This is a genomic window from Pseudomonas sp. Ps21-P2, from assembly GCF_039672565.1.
Classification (GTDB): Bacteria; Pseudomonadota; Gammaproteobacteria; order Pseudomonadales; family Pseudomonadaceae; genus Aquipseudomonas.
In genome coordinates, this window is the sequence record NZ_JBDFPL010000002.1 from 291,598 (window position 1) to 305,785 (window position 14,188).

Genomic DNA, 14,188 nt, shown 5'->3' on the forward strand with positions numbered 1-14,188 from the left:
AGAAAAGCCGCGTCGGTTTGATGAAATCTGTATTCAGGGTCAGAAAAGTTCCGCCCCCCGCCCATACCGTACGTCCAGACGAGCGCCACTGTTGATCCGAAACGCGCTGAGAAGCCCGCCCGGCAAGGGGTCCGCAGCCGCATCATTTCTGTCGATGGTCACCATCAGCCCGCTGAACTTCTTTATCCACAGGTCAGCGGTAAAATCGCCAGCACGTTCACACAACCCTTTACACCCGAGCATCCTTCCATGAAACGCCAATTGATTGCCCTGACCCTTTCCCTACTTGCCTCGAGCGCGTTTGCGATGCCTGCCAGCGAACAAGCGATCCTTGGCGAAGCGAAGGCGACGCAGCATTCCGGTTTGCCGACCGTTGCGCAGGACGGCCCGGATCGATTGATCAATCAATACCAGCGCGTTGCCGACAACGGCCCTGATCGGCTGATTCAGCAGTATCAGCGGGTTTCCTGATTCTTACCCGTTGCATCGAAAAGCTTCCCGGCTAAAGCCGGTCCTACGGAAACAACGCGGCGCTGGATTAGTGGGACCGGCTTTAGCCGGGAAGAGGCCGGTTTGAGCACCCTCAATCCGCCAGCATAAGCGCGAGAACCGCCCGGCCTTGATCGCCGGGCTTTTTATTGCCCGACGTGAAACCGGGTTCGACGCCACGCAAATGCATTTGCTAGAGTTGCAGCCCATGCCTTCATCAGATACACGCCCCATGCTGCCCCGCGCCGAACAGAAACAGCAGACCCGCCATGCCCTGCTCGATGCAGCCCGAGGCCTGATGGAGAGCGGACGTGGTTTTGGCAGCCTGAGCCTGCGCGAAGTGGCGAAAACCGCCGGCATCGTGCCCACCGGTTTCTACCGGCATTTCGATGACATGGACCACCTGGGCCTGGCGCTGGTCAGCGAAGTCGGTCAGACCTTCCGTGAAACCATCCGCCGCGTGCGCCACAACCACAACATCGACAGCGGCATCATCGACGCCTCTATCCGCATCTTTCTGGATGTCGTGGCCGCCAACCGCTCGCAGTTTCTGTTTCTGGCGCGCGAGCAATACGGCGGCTCGTTGAAGGTCCGTCAGGCGCTTGGTGCACTGCGCGAAGGCATCATCGCCGACCTCGCGACCGACCTGGCGTCGATGCCCAAATTCCAGCACCTGAACACCGACGACCTCTCGGTCATGGCCGACCTTGTGGTCAAGAGCGTGTTCGCCATGCTCCCCGAGCTGATCGACCCGCCGCCCCCGGCGTTGGCCGCACACCTGACCCCGCGCGCGAAAATCACCCAGCAACTGCGCTTCATCTTTATCGGCGCCAAGCGCTGGCAGGGACTGGGCAGCACCGAGTGAACCGCGAGCGCTCACTGCTGTGCATCACGCCATCCCCCCACCACCCTGCACCACCGAAGTGCATCGCTGCGATTGATGCACCGGTAAGACGCAACCGATGGCTCGGCCCATCCATCGCTGCACCGTATTCAGGCAATTTCTGCGCTGCACGCCTGTTGGCAAGGCACTTGCTCTAGCCCTTGCATCGCACATTGCTGGAAGCTTTCTGATGCTCGTCATTCATCAAAGAACCGAACCTCAGGCTGAATGGGCCGCAGAGCTGCATTTGATTTTCGAGGCCCGGAGCAAAAGCCGGCTGCGCTGTTTCAGTGCCGAAGGTGAAGACGTCGGGCTTTTCCTTGAACGGGGTCAGCCGCCGTTGCGTGACGGAGATTTCCTCAAGGCTGAAGACGGCCGGATCGTGCGCGTCTGCGCTCGCCCTGAACAACTGATGCACGTGACGTGTAGCAACGCGTTCGAACTAACGCGCGCGGCGTATCACTTGGGCAACCGCCATGTGGCGCTGCAAGTGGGCGACGGCTGGCTGCGTCTGCTTGACGACTACGTGCTCAAGGCCATGCTCGATCAACTGGGCGCCACCACCGAATCCATCGAAGCGCCCTTCCAGCCCGAGCACGGGGCCTACGGTGGCGGCCATCACCACTCCCGCGCCGGTGAAGAAGACTTCAATTACGCGCCGCGCATTCATCAATTCGGCGTGCGCACGTGAACGCTGCCTGGGCGCTGCTGCGTCTGGCGAGCCCGCAACTGCCGATCGGCGGTTACAGCTATTCCCAGGGACTGGAAATGGCGGTCGAGCAATCCACCGTTCACGACTCGGCCAGCGCCGCCCGCTGGATTGGCGACCAATTGCTGCTCAACCTTGCGCGATTCGAAGCGCCGCTTTTACTGGCGCACTGCACGGCGGCTGCCGAAGACGACTGGGCGACGTTGCTGCAATTGAGCGACGCACACCGCGCCAGCCGCGAAACCCGCGAGCTGCATCTGGAGAGTCGGCAGATGGGTTACTCGCTGCAGCAATTGCTCAACGGCCTGCCGGAAATGGATCAGCCCGCACGGGATTTTCTGCAGCGCATGGGCGAGCCGCATCTGGCGCTGGGCTGGGCACTGGCTGCGCGCGCCTGGCAGATCAGTCCTCAGGACGCGCTCGCCGCCTGGCTCTGGAGCTGGCTGGAAAACCAGCTGGCGGTGCTGATGAAAACCCTGCCACTGGGGCAGCAAGCCGCCCAGCGGCTGACCAGCGAGTTGCTGCCGCTGCTGCAGAACGCCCAGCAACACGCGACCGCGCTGAATCCTGAACACATCGGCAGCGCGCCATTCGGTCTGGCGCTGGCGAGCATGAACCATGAGCGGCAGTACAGCCGCCTGTTCCGATCATGAGGTGGCCGCCATCGGCGCAGCGCCTCGAACCGCACAACATGCTTAACGGAGAGAACGAATGAACAGCCAACCTTTGCGCGTCGGCATCGGCGGTCCGGTCGGTTCCGGCAAGACCGCCCTGACGCTCGCGCTGTGCCTGGCCCTGCGAGATCGCTACAACCTGGCGGTGGTCACCAACGACATCTACACCCGTGAAGACGCTGATTTTCTGGTGCGCAACGAAGCACTCGCGCCTGAGCGCATCATCGGCGTGGAAACCGGCGGCTGCCCGCACACGGCGATCCGCGAAGACGCGTCGATCAATCTGGAAGCCGTCGACCAGCTCAATCGGCGCTTCGAGGGTCTGGACCTGATCATCGTCGAATCCGGTGGCGACAACCTGTCCGCGACGTTCAGTCCGGAGCTGTCGGACCTCACCATTTATGTGATCGACGTGTCGGCGGGTGACAAGCTGCCGCGCAAGGGTGGCCCCGGCATCTGCAAATCCGATCTGCTGGTGATCAACAAGATCGACCTCGCGCCGCTGGTGGGGGCCTCGCTGGAGATGATGGACCGCGACACGAAGAAGATGCGCGGCGACAAGCCGTTCGTGTTCAGCAACCAGAAAACCGGTCACGGGCTGGAACAGATCGTCGCGTTCATCGAGCGCCAGGGCCTGCTGACTGCGGCCTGATTCGTACATCTTAAGGACTCAAGGAATTCATTCATGAACGGCAAAAAAGTATTCGGCGCGTTGGCGCTGCTCCTCGTTCCGGCGCTGGCCTTCGCCCACCCCGGCCACGACGAAAGCGGTCTTGCGGCAGGCATCAGCCATCCATTGGGCGGCATCGATCACCTGCTGGCGATGATTGCTGTCGGGCTCTGGGCTGCACAGCAAAAAGGCGCCGCGCGCTGGGCGCTGCCGTGCACGTTTGTCGGCACCATGCTGCTCGGCGGCTTGCTCGGGTTTGAAGGGCTGGCGCTGCCTGCACTGGAAAGCGGTATTGCGGCCTCGGTGTTTGCGTTGGGCCTGGCGGTGGCGCTGGCGGTGCGTCCGCCACTGTTCGTGGCCGTGGCGGCGACGGCGCTGTTTGCGCTGTTCCACGGCGTGGCCCATGGTCTGGAGCTGCCGGAGATGTCGAGCCCTTGGGGTTACGCCCTCGGTTTCGTCGGCGCGACCGCTGCGCTGCACGCAGCGGGTTACGCCGTGGTGCGCTTCCTGCCAACGGCGGCGGCCCCGGTCGTGCGGATCGCAGGCGCCTTGTCGGCGGCGACCGGCGCCTGGTTGTTTGCGGGCTGAATCACGCTGCGATAAAACCAGACCGCAGATATATGTCTACCGACAGGTCAATTGTGGGAGCGAGCTTGCTCGCGAAGAGGTCCGAACATCCGCTCAATCTTCAGCGGTTGAAATACCGTCTTCGCGAGCAAGCTCACTCCTACAGGGATCGCGTTTTGCGTTGAACGGCAGGCATTTCCGATAGGGCTTGGCGGGGATCAATTGATCCCCGCTGCCCCGCTCGTCTCACCTCCTGCTACCATGTCGCGCAATTTGCCACTGCCGTGACGCCATCCAATGCCTGACGCTTCCCTCCCCACCGCCAAGTCTGAACTGTCCGCCCTGTTCACTGAGCTGCAGCAGCACTTCATGGGCGTGGTCGTGCCGTTGTGGCAAGGCCCGGGGTGGAATGCCGAGATGGCGTTGCCGTTCGAGGCGCTCGACGCTCAGCATCGGCCTCTGCCGCCACAGCGCTACCGGGCCATGGCCTGTGCGCGCCAGCTGTTCCTGTTTTCAAGCCTGATCGATCACCCCGACGTCCCCGACGCCGCTACCCGAGCAACCGCGCTGTTTCGTTCGTTGCAGCAGCACTTTCACGATGCCGAGCACGGCGGCTGGTTCTACAGCATTGATCCACAGGGCGCGCCGCTGGATCGCCGCAAGGACCTCTATACCCACGCCTTCATCGTCTTCGCCTGCGCGCATTACTGGGGCAAGGTCCGTGAGCCGCTGGTGGAGTCGGTGCTCAATGCCGCCCTGAACGTGGTCGCCGAGCGCTTTGCCGACGGCGATGGCTTGTATGAATCCGTGCTGGCCGAAGACTGGTCTTCGCTGAACGCCGGCCCGCTGCAGAACCCGCTGATGCATCTGGCCGAAGCCTTTCTCGGCACACTGGCCGTGCGCGACGACGCTGACACGCGGGCGGCGCTGGATGGGTTGGTGGACGCCATGCAACGACGCTTTGTCGATGTTGAGCATGGGGTGATGCTGGAGAAACCGCTGGACGCTGTGGATAACTGGTCCGAGCCGGGTCACCAGTTCGAATGGTTCTACTTGCTGGCGTCTTCCGCGCGGCTGCGGGGCACGCCGCTGTATCGCTCGCTGGAGACCGCGTTCGCCCACGCCGAGGCTCAGGGCGTCGATCAAACCACTGGCGCCGTCGCGGCGATGCTGGATGTGGACGGTTCCGTGAAAGACGGCACGCAGCGCATCTGGGCCCAGGCTGAATACCTGCGCGCGTTGACGTTACGGCCTGATAGCGAGTACCTGCTGGCGCGTCAGTTGAGAGCGCTGCAAGCACAGTTCCTGCACCCCACCGGCTGGAACGAGTGCCTCGACAGCCGTGGGCAGATCAGCCGCAGCGACATGCCGTCGACGACGCCGTATCACCTGGCGACCTGCTATATCGGGCTGGCCGAGTATTTCAGCGGCTGAACTGATTCCCTGATGGAGATCCCATCAGAGATTGGCGACTCCCCCGGTGGGAGCGAGCTTGCTCGCGAATGGGCAGGTACATCCGCTAAAGATTCAGCGATTGAAATGCCGTCTTCGTGAGCAAGCTCACTCCCACAATTTGACCGCGCTCGGCACCTGATTCTGCGCCTTACTCAAACCCGTGGGAGCGAGCTTGCTCGCGAATGGGCAGGTACATCCGCTAAAGATTCAGCGATTGAAATGCCGTCTTCGTGAGCAAGCCCACGCTCACATGGACGGCGCTGCTTTCTAAAACGCGCCGCGTGCCGGGCGGCGCTAATCACCTAAAACCCTACTTACTTCTCCCCACGACTGCGATCAATCGCAAAGCCGGCCCAGGTCTGGCTCACAGGCATCAGCTCCAGGCTGTTGACGTTGACGTGGGCCGGGGTGTTCATGATCCAGAAGATAGTGTCGGCGATGTCTTGGGGCTGGATAGGCTCTGCACCCGCATAGGTCGCGTCGTACTTGGCCTGATCGCCGCCGAAACGTACCAGCGAGAACTCGCTTTCACACAAACCCGGCTCAAGGTTAGTCACGCGTACGCCGGTGCCGACCAAGTCGTTGCGCAGGTTCAGCGAGAACTGTCCGACGAACGCTTTGGTGCCGCCATAAACGTTACCGCCCGGATACGGATAATTCCCCGCCACCGAACCAAGGTTGACGATGCTGGCGCCGCGGCCGTAAGCGATGAGGCGTGAAAGCAGCGTGCGCGTCGTGTAAACCAGCCCTTTGACGTTGGTGTCGATCATGGTGTCCCAGTCATCCAGATCGCACTTGGGTGCAGGATCGATCCCCAGCGCCAGGCCAGCGTTGTTGATCAGGCCACGAATCTTCGCGAATTCAGCCGGCAGGCTTTCCACAGCGCGCTCCACGCCTGCGCGATCGCGCACGTCCAGCGTCAGCGTGTGCACCTTGGTCTGTTTCGACAATTCAGCGCTCAGCGCCTGCAAGCGGTCTTCACGGCGACCGGTCAGCACCAGTGACCAGCCCGCCTCGGCAAAACGACGGGCGCAGGCTTCGCCGAACCCGGAAGTGGCCCCGGTAATGAATACGGTAGAGGTCATTTCTTTCTCCTGACTAAAGATGCGGGCTTATCAAGCCAAGCGGGAATGTCACGCAAGCTGCGTTGCGTGTAAGAAGGTTCTGGAGAATGCCCGCGCAGACAGGCCGGGATCAAGCACCATCAGCAACATCGTCATACAACTGCTTTGCTGTATAAAAAACAACCAATGAATCCAAGGCCTTATGCCATATGGCCTGTAGACACTTTTGCCCACCTTATCCACAGTCAGACAACCATTTTCTGGGGGCAACTCGAAACGCCGGAAGCCCCGGCATACGGGGCGTGTGGGTAACTCGAACGATGTTTTTACTTGACCGGCCATGGGCCATCTGCCGTCCAATTCCCCCAGGACTTGGGTGCGCGGACAGGAATGACGCGTCGAGGCCAGAGATTGCGCTATCTGCGGCGGTCTTTCCAACGGTTGCGCACAGACTTATCCACAGGGAGGCGCTGCCTAAAGACTGTATAAAAAACCAGCCAGAACAACGTTGACAAACCCCCGCAAAATACCGGCCGAAACGACTGGTCAAAAATTGATCAGAAGGCTGTAAGCCACGTAAACAAAGGCCTGCAGCCAGCTGCTGACAACTTATTCACAGTCACCTCCACAGTAAAACTGAACAAGTCAAAAGCGTGACAAAACAGCGATTTGCAGCGGCTATATGTCGCGTTTTCGCAACTGCCCAAAATTGTTTTCCACAATTCGACTTCCCCACAAAAAAGCCCCGGGAGTTATCCACCCGGGGCTTGGTTTAACAGCAGGATCAGGAATCAATGACCGCCGAGATAGGCGTTCCTGACCTCCTCGTTGGTGAGCAATTCCTTACCCGTGCCGGTCAGACGAATCTCGCCGTTGACCATCACGTAAGCGCGGTCCGACAGCTTCAGCGCATGGTTGGCGTTCTGCTCGACCAAGAAGATGGTCATGCCGGTTTGCGCCAGCTCACGCAGCGTCGCGAAGATCTGCTTAACGATGATCGGCGCCAGCCCCAGGCTCGGCTCGTCCAGCAACAGCAACTTGGGACGGCTCATCAGCGCGCGGGCGATGGCGAGCATTTGCTGCTCGCCGCCGGACATGGTCATTGCCCGCTGGTTACGACGCTCCTTGAGCCGCGGAAACATCTCGAACATGCGCTGCATGTCTTCGCTGGCGTGTTTGTCGCCGATGGGGATGGTGCCCATCATCAGGTTCTCTTCCACCGACATGTCCGGGAACACGCGGCGGCCTTCCGGCGATTGCGCGATGCCGTTGGACGCAATGTAGTGGGACGACTTGTGGGTGATGTCGGTGCCCTGATAGATGATCTGGCCGCTGGCCGCCCGTGGCTGGCCGAAGATCGACATCAGCAGCGTGGATTTGCCCGCGCCGTTGGAGCCGATCAGGCTGACCGTCTCGCCCTCGTCAATGTGCATCGAGACTTTCTTCAGGGCCTGGATCGGCCCGTAATACACGTCGATCTCTTTCAGTTCGAGGATCGGCTTACTCATACCAACTCCTCTTCATCGGCGCCCAGATATGCCGCGATCACTTTCGGATCGTTGCGGATCTGTTCCGGTTTGCCCTTGGCGATCACGTTGCCGTGGTCGAGCACGACGATGTCGTCGGAAATCCCCATGACCATGCCCATGTCGTGCTCGATCAGCACGATGGTCATGTCGTGATCGTCGCGCAAGTGGCGAATCATGCCGCTCAACGCCTCGGTTTCCTGAGGATTCAGGCCTGCTGCCGGTTCGTCCAGGCAGATGACCTGCGGACGCGTGCACATCGCCCGCGCGATCTCAAGACGGCGTTGCTGGCCGTAGGAAAGCTCGCCAGCCAGACGGTTGGCGCAGTCCACCAGATCCACCACTTCGAGCCAGTAAAACGCAGTGTTCATGGCGTCGTCTTCGGCCTTGCGATAGGCCTTGGTGTTGAGGATGCCGGCGAGCATGTTGCGGTTGACCCACATGTGCTGTGCGACCAGCAGGTTCTCGACGACGGACATTTCCTTGAACAGGCGAATATTCTGGAAAGTTCGCGCAAGCCCCGCACGGTTTACCAAATGTGTGCCGCCGAACATCTTGTAGTACAGCCGGCTGCCGAAGCGCTTCGGCGAAGCGAAGTCGGCGGCGCGAAACTGCTCGCCGAGCAACTGAATGACGTTGGTTTTCTTGCCCCGCGCATTGAGCTCGATGCGCCCGCCGGTGGCTTTGTAGAAACCGGTCAGGCAGTTAAACACGGTGGTCTTGCCGGCGCCGTTCGGGCCGATGAGGGCGAAGATCGAGTTGCGCCGCACTTGCAGGCTGACGTCGCTGAGGGCCTTGATGCCGCCGAAGTGCATCATCAGGTTTTCGACGGACAGAACGATTTCGTCGCTCATCACGCGCCCTCCACTTTGGCCAGCACGCCTTTGCGTGGCTGCACGCCGGTACGGCTGATGCGGATCAGGCCACGCGGACGCCAGATCATCATCAGCACCATGAGGATGCCGAACAGCAAGACGCGGTATTCAGCGAAGCTGCGCAGCAGTTCCGGTGCGACGGTCAGCACGAACGCCGCAATGACCACGCCGACGGTCGAGCCCATGCCGCCGAGCACGACGATAGCGAGGATCAGCGCCGACTCGAAAAAGGTGAACGAGGTCGGGTTGACGAAGCCTTGATAACTGGCGAAGAACACGCCCGCCAGACCGGCCGTCGACGCGCCGATGGTGAAGGCCGACAGCTTGACCAGCACGTGGTTCAGGCCCATCGAGCGGCAGGCGATTTCGTCCTCACGCAGCGCTTCCCACGCGCGGCCGACTGGCATCCGCGTCAGGCGGTGTTTGACGTACAGCACAGCCAGCACCACCAGGAACAGCACGGTGTAGATGAAGATGAATTTCAGGTCGGGGTTGTATTCGAAGCCGAAGTACTCGTGGATCGGGATGCCGCCGTCTTTGGCGCGACGCCCGAATTCCAGCCCGAAGAAGGTCGGCGAAGGCACCGGCACGCCGTTCGGTCCGCCGGTGAACGACAGCCAGTTATTGAGCACCAGACGGATGATCTCGCCGAAACCGAGGGTCACGATGGCCAGGTAATCCCCGTGCATGCGCAGCACCGGAAAGCCGAGGATGCAACCGGCAAGCGCCGCGGCGATGGCTGCCAGCGGCAACGCCGACCAGAACCCCAGGCCCAGATACTGATAACCCAGCGCCAGGCCGTACGCGCCAATCGCATAGAAGGCCACATAACCCAGATCGAGCAAACCGGCGAGGCCGACCACGATATTAAGGCCCAGGCCCAGCAGCACGTAGATCAGGCCGAGGATCACCACGGTCAGCACGTACTTGTCAGCGAAGATCGGGAAGATCACTGCGATGAGAATCATCAGCGGAATGATAAAACGCAGGCGCGTCTTGTAACCCGGCGGCAGCACGTGCACGCCGGAGCCCGAGCTTTCGAAACTCTGCGCGATGGCCACGCCCTTCGGCGTCTGCAGGAACAGGCTCATGAAGAAACGACCGACAACGACAACGCCGACGAGCACGGCGACGCGGCCCGGTTGCAGGTTGAAGCCATAGCCATCCAGCACGATGCCGACAATCGGGCCGAACACGATCAGCGCCAGCAGCCCGGCGATCACCGCGTCGATCAGGCTTTGTTTGATATCAATGGGTTTAGTAGGTGCAGACATGGTTATACCTTCGCCACAAGTGGGCGACCCAGCAGGCCTTGGGGACGGAAGATCAGAATCACTACCAGCAGGCCGAAACTGAACACATCTTTGTAGTCGGAGTTGATCAGCCCGGAGAACTGCGACTCGGCAACCCCCAGGATCAGGCCGCCAAGCATGGCCCCCGGCAACGAACCAATGCCGCCGAGTACCGCTGCGGTAAACGCCTTGATGCCGATGACGAAGCCGGCGAAGAAGTCGAAGGTGCCGTAGTTCATGGTGATCAGCACGCCAGCCAATGCCGCCATGGCCGCACCAATGACGAATACGTAGGAAATCACCCGGTCGGTGTTGATGCCCAGAATCGAGGCCATCTTGCGATCCTGTTGCGTGGCGCGGCACATCCGGCCCAGCTTGGTGTACTTGATGATGTAGGTCAGTACGCCCATGCCGACGAAGGCAGCGATCAGGATGAAGATTTTGGTGTAGGTGATCTGTACGAAACCGCTGCCGACATCGAAGCGCATGGCGCCTTCGAGCAGGGTCGGAACGCCTTGCTGGCGTGGGCCCTGAGCGATCTGCGCGTAGTTCTGCAGAATCAGGGAGATGCCGATCGCGCTGATCAGTGGCGCCAGACGGGTCGAGTTACGCAGCGGTTTGTACGCCACTCGCTCGATGACGAAACCGTACACACCGGTCACCACAATGGTGAAGATCAGTGTGCCGAGAATCAGAAAGGGGAATGACTCAACGCCGAAGAACGACAGCACGGCAAGGCCGATGGCTGCGAGGTAGGCGGAGATCATGTAAACGTCGCCGTGGGCGAAGTTGATCATGCCGATGATGCCGTAGACCATCGTGTAACCGATGGCGATCAGGCCATAGACCGAGCCCAGTGTCAGGCCGTTGACCATTTGCTGCAGGAAAATACCGTCCATCACGCACGCTCACGAACTTGAAAGGCCGACCTGGCGCGCGCGACCATTCCCTCGTGAGGAATAGAGCGGCGCACACAGTGGCAACAGAAGAAATCCGGCGCCGCCGTCAGACAGCGCCGATTACCGGATCAGGCTGTCTCCCGGCTCACCCCCGGAAAACAGCCGATCCGACTAAGCGCTTAACTCACTTCTGCTTTTCGAGCTGGTGGTATTTACCGTCCTTGTCCCACTGGTAAACCACGTAGTCAGAGACTTTCAGGTCGCCCTTGGTGTCCCAAGCTTTCTCGCCCATGACGGTTTTGACCGGGTGGGCTTTCAGGAACTTGGCTGCGTCTTCGCCTTTGTTCGACTTGGCGCCGTTGAAGCCAGCGGCCAGGGCCTGAACCGAAGCGTACGCGTAGAGGGTGTAGCCTTCTGGCTCGTAGCCGGATTTGCGGAACTGCTCAACCACGGCCTTGCTGTCCGGCAGCATGCGCGGGTCGGCGCCGAAGGTCATGTACACACCATCGACGTATTGCGCGCCGCCAGCGGTGGTCACCAGTTCGTCGGTCACGACGCCGTCGTCAGACATGAATTTCACGTCTTTCAGGCCTTGTTCACGCAGCTGGCGAACCAGTGGACCGGCTTCCGGGTGCAGGCCGCCGAAGTAAACCACGTCAGCGCCAACGGAACGGATCTTGGTGACCAGGGCGCTGAAGTCTTTCTCGCCACGGGTCAGACCTTCTTCCAGCACAGGCTTCACGCCGCGAGCGGTCAGCTGCTTGGCGGTGGCGTCTGCCAGGCCTTTGCCGTAGGTGTCCTTGTCGTTGATGACGGCGACTTTCTTGCCCTTGAGCACGTCGACGATGTAATCGCCGGCCACGATGCCTTGCTGATCGTCACGGCCGCACATACGGAACATGGCGCTCAGGCCGCGCTCGGTCACGGTCGGGTTGGTGGAACCTGGGGTGATCGCGATGATGCCGGCTTCGTCATAGACTTCCGACGCCGGAATGGTCGAGGAGGAGCAGAAGTGACCGACAACGCCGGCAACTTTGTCAGACGCCGCCTTGTTGGCAACGGCAACGGCCTGTTTCGGTTCGCACGCATCGTCGTAGGCGGTCAGGACGATTTTATCGCCGTTGACGCCGCCCGCAGCGTTGATGGCATCGGCAGCTGCTTGAGCGCCCTTCATGTATTGCTCGCCGAACGAGGCATTGGCGCCAGTCATCGGGCCAGCAACGCCGATCTTGATGTCGGCTGCCTGCGCAAATGAAGCCGCACCCATGGCAGTAGCCACGGCGAGTGCAAGAAAGCCTTTTCTGTAGAACGTCTGCGACATGAGTTGGTGCTCCTGGGTTTTTTAATTAGCACTGCGACCACGAAGCTGCTGCGAGCAAGTGGCGTGCCATCGGTTTTTTATTCTTGAGAAACTCGTCGTTTTGTCGCTATCCGACTGATTTCTGCCCTTTTTCACGGGGCGTGCAACCGTCTAAACCGCGCAAGGTGCAACCTTGCGACTTTAAAAGAGCAACCGCAGGGAAGCAGGCGCGCAACCGCGCCGCCTTCACCTGTACAACCCTGTTGTTACAGCCTGCGTCACCGAACTGCACACCGTCGGTGCGAATCCGCTACGGGACGCACCATTTGAGGGTAGTGGATGTAGGAGAAATCGTTGTTTTGAAGAGAAAATTCTTCTCAGATCACGATTCTGAGGCACTGGCCCGCATGGTATAGCGAAAAGCCAGCCTCGTACAAAGAACTGCGCAGTCCAACGGCCGCCAGCGGCTGCATCTGCGCAAAGGGGATGGGTAAGACACTGGCGTTGCCGCTGCACAGATAATCGGCGAAGGCTTTGCCAACCACCGTCCCTGTGGTGTTGCCGCGTCCGTTGTAACCGGTGACAGCGACCAGTCCTGGTGCAGGCTCGAACATTCGCAGCAAGTGATCGGGCGTGAACGCGATGCAGCCGGTCCATGTGGATTCCCACTCCACCGGTTTGAGGTACGGGAAATAATGCTGTTGTACGCGATCGGCCCACGCCTTCAAAAACCAGCCGGGCTTCTGATTGCCATTGCCCAGACTGCCCAACAACAGCCGACCATCCGCATCCCGACGAATGCTGCTGAGCACCTGCCGCGTGTCCCAGGAACCCTGCCCGCCTGGCAAAATCTGCCGGGCAGCGTCTTCGGTCAGTGGCGCCGAGGCCACTTGATAGTAATAGCCGGGGAAGAAGTTGCGTCGCAGCTCGGTCCACTCGCCCTCGGTGTAGGCGTTGGACGCGATAACAACTTGCTCGGCAAGCACCGCGCCGTTTTGGGTGATCACGCACCAGCGCGAGCCCTGACGTTCAAGGCGTTTGACCGGCGAGTGATCGAAACGCTGACCGCCCAATTGCGCGACGGCCGCCGCCAGCCCGCTGGTATAGGCCATTGGGTTGATGGTGCCGGCGCGGTGATCGAGCAAGGCGGAGGTGATCTCGGTGGTGCCGGTAGCTTCCTGACAAGCCTTGCCAGTGAGCAATTCCACAGGCGCGCCGCGACGTTTCCATTGTTCCTCACGGCTGCGCAGGTCCAGCTCACCCTTGGCGTTGTGGGCCATGTGCAGCGTGCCTTTGCGCGTCGCCTGACACTCGATGCCGTACTTTTCGATCAGACTGAACACCAGCGACGGCGCATTGCCGAGCATGGTGTTGAGCTGGCTGCCGACTTTCTCGCCGAAGCCGGCTTCAATCTCGTCAGGCGGAATCCACAGGCCGGCGTTGACCAGTCCTACGTTCCGGCCGGACCCGCCCTGCCCGGTGCGATGGGCTTCGACGACAGCGACGGTCTTGCCCTGCTCAAGCAGATGAATGGCCGCCGACAAACCGGTGATGCCTGCGCCGATGACGCACACATCGACAGTCACTTCCCCGCGCAACGCGGGCGCTTCCGGCCTTTGCGGCGTCAGCGTTTCCCACAGACATTCTTCGCGTAACGGCATCGCAAACCCTCGGAAAGAGACAGCCAGACCTGATCGTTCCCACGCTCCGCGTGGTAATGCAGCCGATGACGCTCCGCGTCACAGAAACCGGGCGCAGAGCGCCTGGGGATGCGTACCCACGCAG

General features: G+C 60.8%; 14 protein-coding genes. 7 read left to right on the forward strand and 7 right to left on the reverse strand.

Annotated features, from left to right (window positions below):
- The first annotated feature begins 249 nt into the window (after nt 1–249).
- The 7 genes from ABEH28_RS05230 (at nt 250) to ABEH28_RS05260 (ending at nt 5,426) form a co-directional block, all read left to right on the forward strand.
- Nucleotides 250–471: a hypothetical protein gene (locus tag ABEH28_RS05230; protein ID WP_122533791.1), complete on the forward strand. Its 222-nt coding sequence runs from the start codon at nt 250–252 to the stop codon at nt 469–471.
- 250 nt (nt 472–721) lie between these two features.
- Nucleotides 722–1,354: a TetR family transcriptional regulator gene (locus tag ABEH28_RS05235; RefSeq protein ID WP_192171470.1), complete on the forward strand. Its 633-nt coding sequence runs from the start codon at nt 722–724 to the stop codon at nt 1,352–1,354.
- Nucleotides 1,355–1,562: 208 nt separating this feature from the next.
- Nucleotides 1,563–2,063 (forward strand): urease accessory protein UreE, encoded by a 501-nt coding sequence (gene ureE, locus ABEH28_RS05240; protein WP_192171068.1) that lies wholly within the window; start codon nt 1,563–1,565, stop codon nt 2,061–2,063.
- Entirely contained in the window at nt 2,060–2,734 is a 675-nt protein-coding gene (locus tag ABEH28_RS05245) for an urease accessory protein UreF (RefSeq protein WP_346629320.1), read from the forward strand. Before ureE ends, ABEH28_RS05245 begins: the two co-directional genes overlap by 4 nt.
- A gap of 58 nt (nt 2,735–2,792) precedes the next feature.
- Entirely contained in the window at nt 2,793–3,407 is a 615-nt protein-coding gene (gene ureG, locus ABEH28_RS05250; protein WP_037015648.1) for an urease accessory protein UreG, read from the forward strand.
- A 33-nt stretch (nt 3,408–3,440) separates the two neighbouring features.
- Nucleotides 3,441–4,013: a HupE/UreJ family protein gene (locus tag ABEH28_RS05255; RefSeq protein ID WP_346629321.1), complete on the forward strand. Its 573-nt coding sequence runs from the start codon at nt 3,441–3,443 to the stop codon at nt 4,011–4,013.
- A 276-nt stretch (nt 4,014–4,289) separates the two neighbouring features.
- Nucleotides 4,290–5,426: an AGE family epimerase/isomerase gene (locus tag ABEH28_RS05260; RefSeq protein ID WP_346629322.1), complete on the forward strand. Its 1,137-nt coding sequence runs from the start codon at nt 4,290–4,292 to the stop codon at nt 5,424–5,426.
- A 335-nt stretch (nt 5,427–5,761) separates the two neighbouring features.
- Here ABEH28_RS05260 and ABEH28_RS05265 read toward each other — a convergent pair whose 3' ends face one another.
- The 7 genes from ABEH28_RS05265 to ABEH28_RS05295 form a co-directional block, all read right to left on the reverse strand.
- Nucleotides 5,762–6,532, reverse strand: a complete 771-nt coding sequence (locus ABEH28_RS05265) for an SDR family oxidoreductase (protein ID WP_192171072.1) — start codon at nt 6,530–6,532, stop codon at nt 5,762–5,764.
- A gap of 770 nt (nt 6,533–7,302) precedes the next feature.
- Nucleotides 7,303–8,019, reverse strand: coding sequence for an ABC transporter ATP-binding protein (locus ABEH28_RS05270; RefSeq protein WP_065987777.1), 717 nt, complete (start codon nt 8,017–8,019; stop codon nt 7,303–7,305).
- Entirely contained in the window at nt 8,016–8,891 is an 876-nt protein-coding gene (locus ABEH28_RS05275; RefSeq protein ID WP_192171073.1) for an ATP-binding cassette domain-containing protein, read from the reverse strand. Before ABEH28_RS05275 ends, ABEH28_RS05270 begins: the two co-directional genes overlap by 4 nt.
- Nucleotides 8,891–10,186: a high-affinity branched-chain amino acid ABC transporter permease LivM gene (gene livM / locus ABEH28_RS05280; RefSeq protein ID WP_192171074.1), complete on the reverse strand. Its 1,296-nt coding sequence runs from the start codon at nt 10,184–10,186 to the stop codon at nt 8,891–8,893. The genes ABEH28_RS05275 and livM overlap by 1 nt, the downstream gene beginning before the upstream one ends.
- Nucleotides 10,187–10,188: 2 nt before the next feature.
- Nucleotides 10,189–11,103 carry a branched-chain amino acid ABC transporter permease gene (locus ABEH28_RS05285; protein WP_037015668.1) on the reverse strand — a complete coding sequence of 305 codons (915 nt, stop codon included), beginning with the start codon at nt 11,101–11,103 and terminating at the stop codon, nt 10,189–10,191.
- 184 nt (nt 11,104–11,287) lie between these two features.
- Entirely contained in the window at nt 11,288–12,424 is a 1,137-nt protein-coding gene (locus ABEH28_RS05290) for an ABC transporter substrate-binding protein (RefSeq protein ID WP_192171075.1), read from the reverse strand.
- Nucleotides 12,425–12,780: 356 nt separating this feature from the next.
- The gene (locus tag ABEH28_RS05295) at nt 12,781–14,064 is read right to left on the reverse strand and encodes an FAD-binding oxidoreductase (RefSeq protein ID WP_192171076.1); all 1,284 of its coding nucleotides are present in this window, start codon (nt 14,062–14,064) and stop codon (nt 12,781–12,783) included.
- Nucleotides 14,065–14,188 lie beyond the last annotated feature (124 nt).

What these genes read in the sequence shown, in the direction of transcription:
- ABEH28_RS05230 (WP_122533791.1), top strand. Translation starts at nt 250, where the DNA reads ATGAAACGCCAATTGATTGCCCTGACCCTTTCCCTACTTGCCTCGAGC.
- ureE (WP_192171068.1), top strand. Translation starts at nt 1,563, where the DNA reads ATGCTCGTCATTCATCAAAGAACCGAACCTCAGGCTGAATGGGCCGCA.
- ABEH28_RS05265 (WP_192171072.1), bottom strand. Translation starts at nt 6,532, where the DNA reads ATGACCTCTACCGTATTCATTACCGGGGCCACTTCCGGGTTCGGCGAA.
- ABEH28_RS05255 (WP_346629321.1), top strand. Translation starts at nt 3,441, where the DNA reads ATGAACGGCAAAAAAGTATTCGGCGCGTTGGCGCTGCTCCTCGTTCCG.
- ABEH28_RS05260 (WP_346629322.1), top strand. Translation starts at nt 4,290, where the DNA reads ATGCCTGACGCTTCCCTCCCCACCGCCAAGTCTGAACTGTCCGCCCTG.
- ABEH28_RS05285 (WP_037015668.1), bottom strand. Translation starts at nt 11,103, where the DNA reads ATGGACGGTATTTTCCTGCAGCAAATGGTCAACGGCCTGACACTGGGC.
- ABEH28_RS05290 (WP_192171075.1), bottom strand. Translation starts at nt 12,424, where the DNA reads ATGTCGCAGACGTTCTACAGAAAAGGCTTTCTTGCACTCGCCGTGGCT.
- ABEH28_RS05235 (WP_192171470.1), top strand. Translation starts at nt 722, where the DNA reads ATGCTGCCCCGCGCCGAACAGAAACAGCAGACCCGCCATGCCCTGCTC.
- livM (WP_192171074.1), bottom strand. Translation starts at nt 10,186, where the DNA reads ATGTCTGCACCTACTAAACCCATTGATATCAAACAAAGCCTGATCGAC.
- ABEH28_RS05270 (WP_065987777.1), bottom strand. Translation starts at nt 8,019, where the DNA reads ATGAGTAAGCCGATCCTCGAACTGAAAGAGATCGACGTGTATTACGGG.
- ABEH28_RS05295 (WP_192171076.1), bottom strand. Translation starts at nt 14,064, where the DNA reads ATGCCGTTACGCGAAGAATGTCTGTGGGAAACGCTGACGCCGCAAAGG.
- ABEH28_RS05275 (WP_192171073.1), bottom strand. Translation starts at nt 8,891, where the DNA reads ATGAGCGACGAAATCGTTCTGTCCGTCGAAAACCTGATGATGCACTTC.
- ureG (WP_037015648.1), top strand. Translation starts at nt 2,793, where the DNA reads ATGAACAGCCAACCTTTGCGCGTCGGCATCGGCGGTCCGGTCGGTTCC.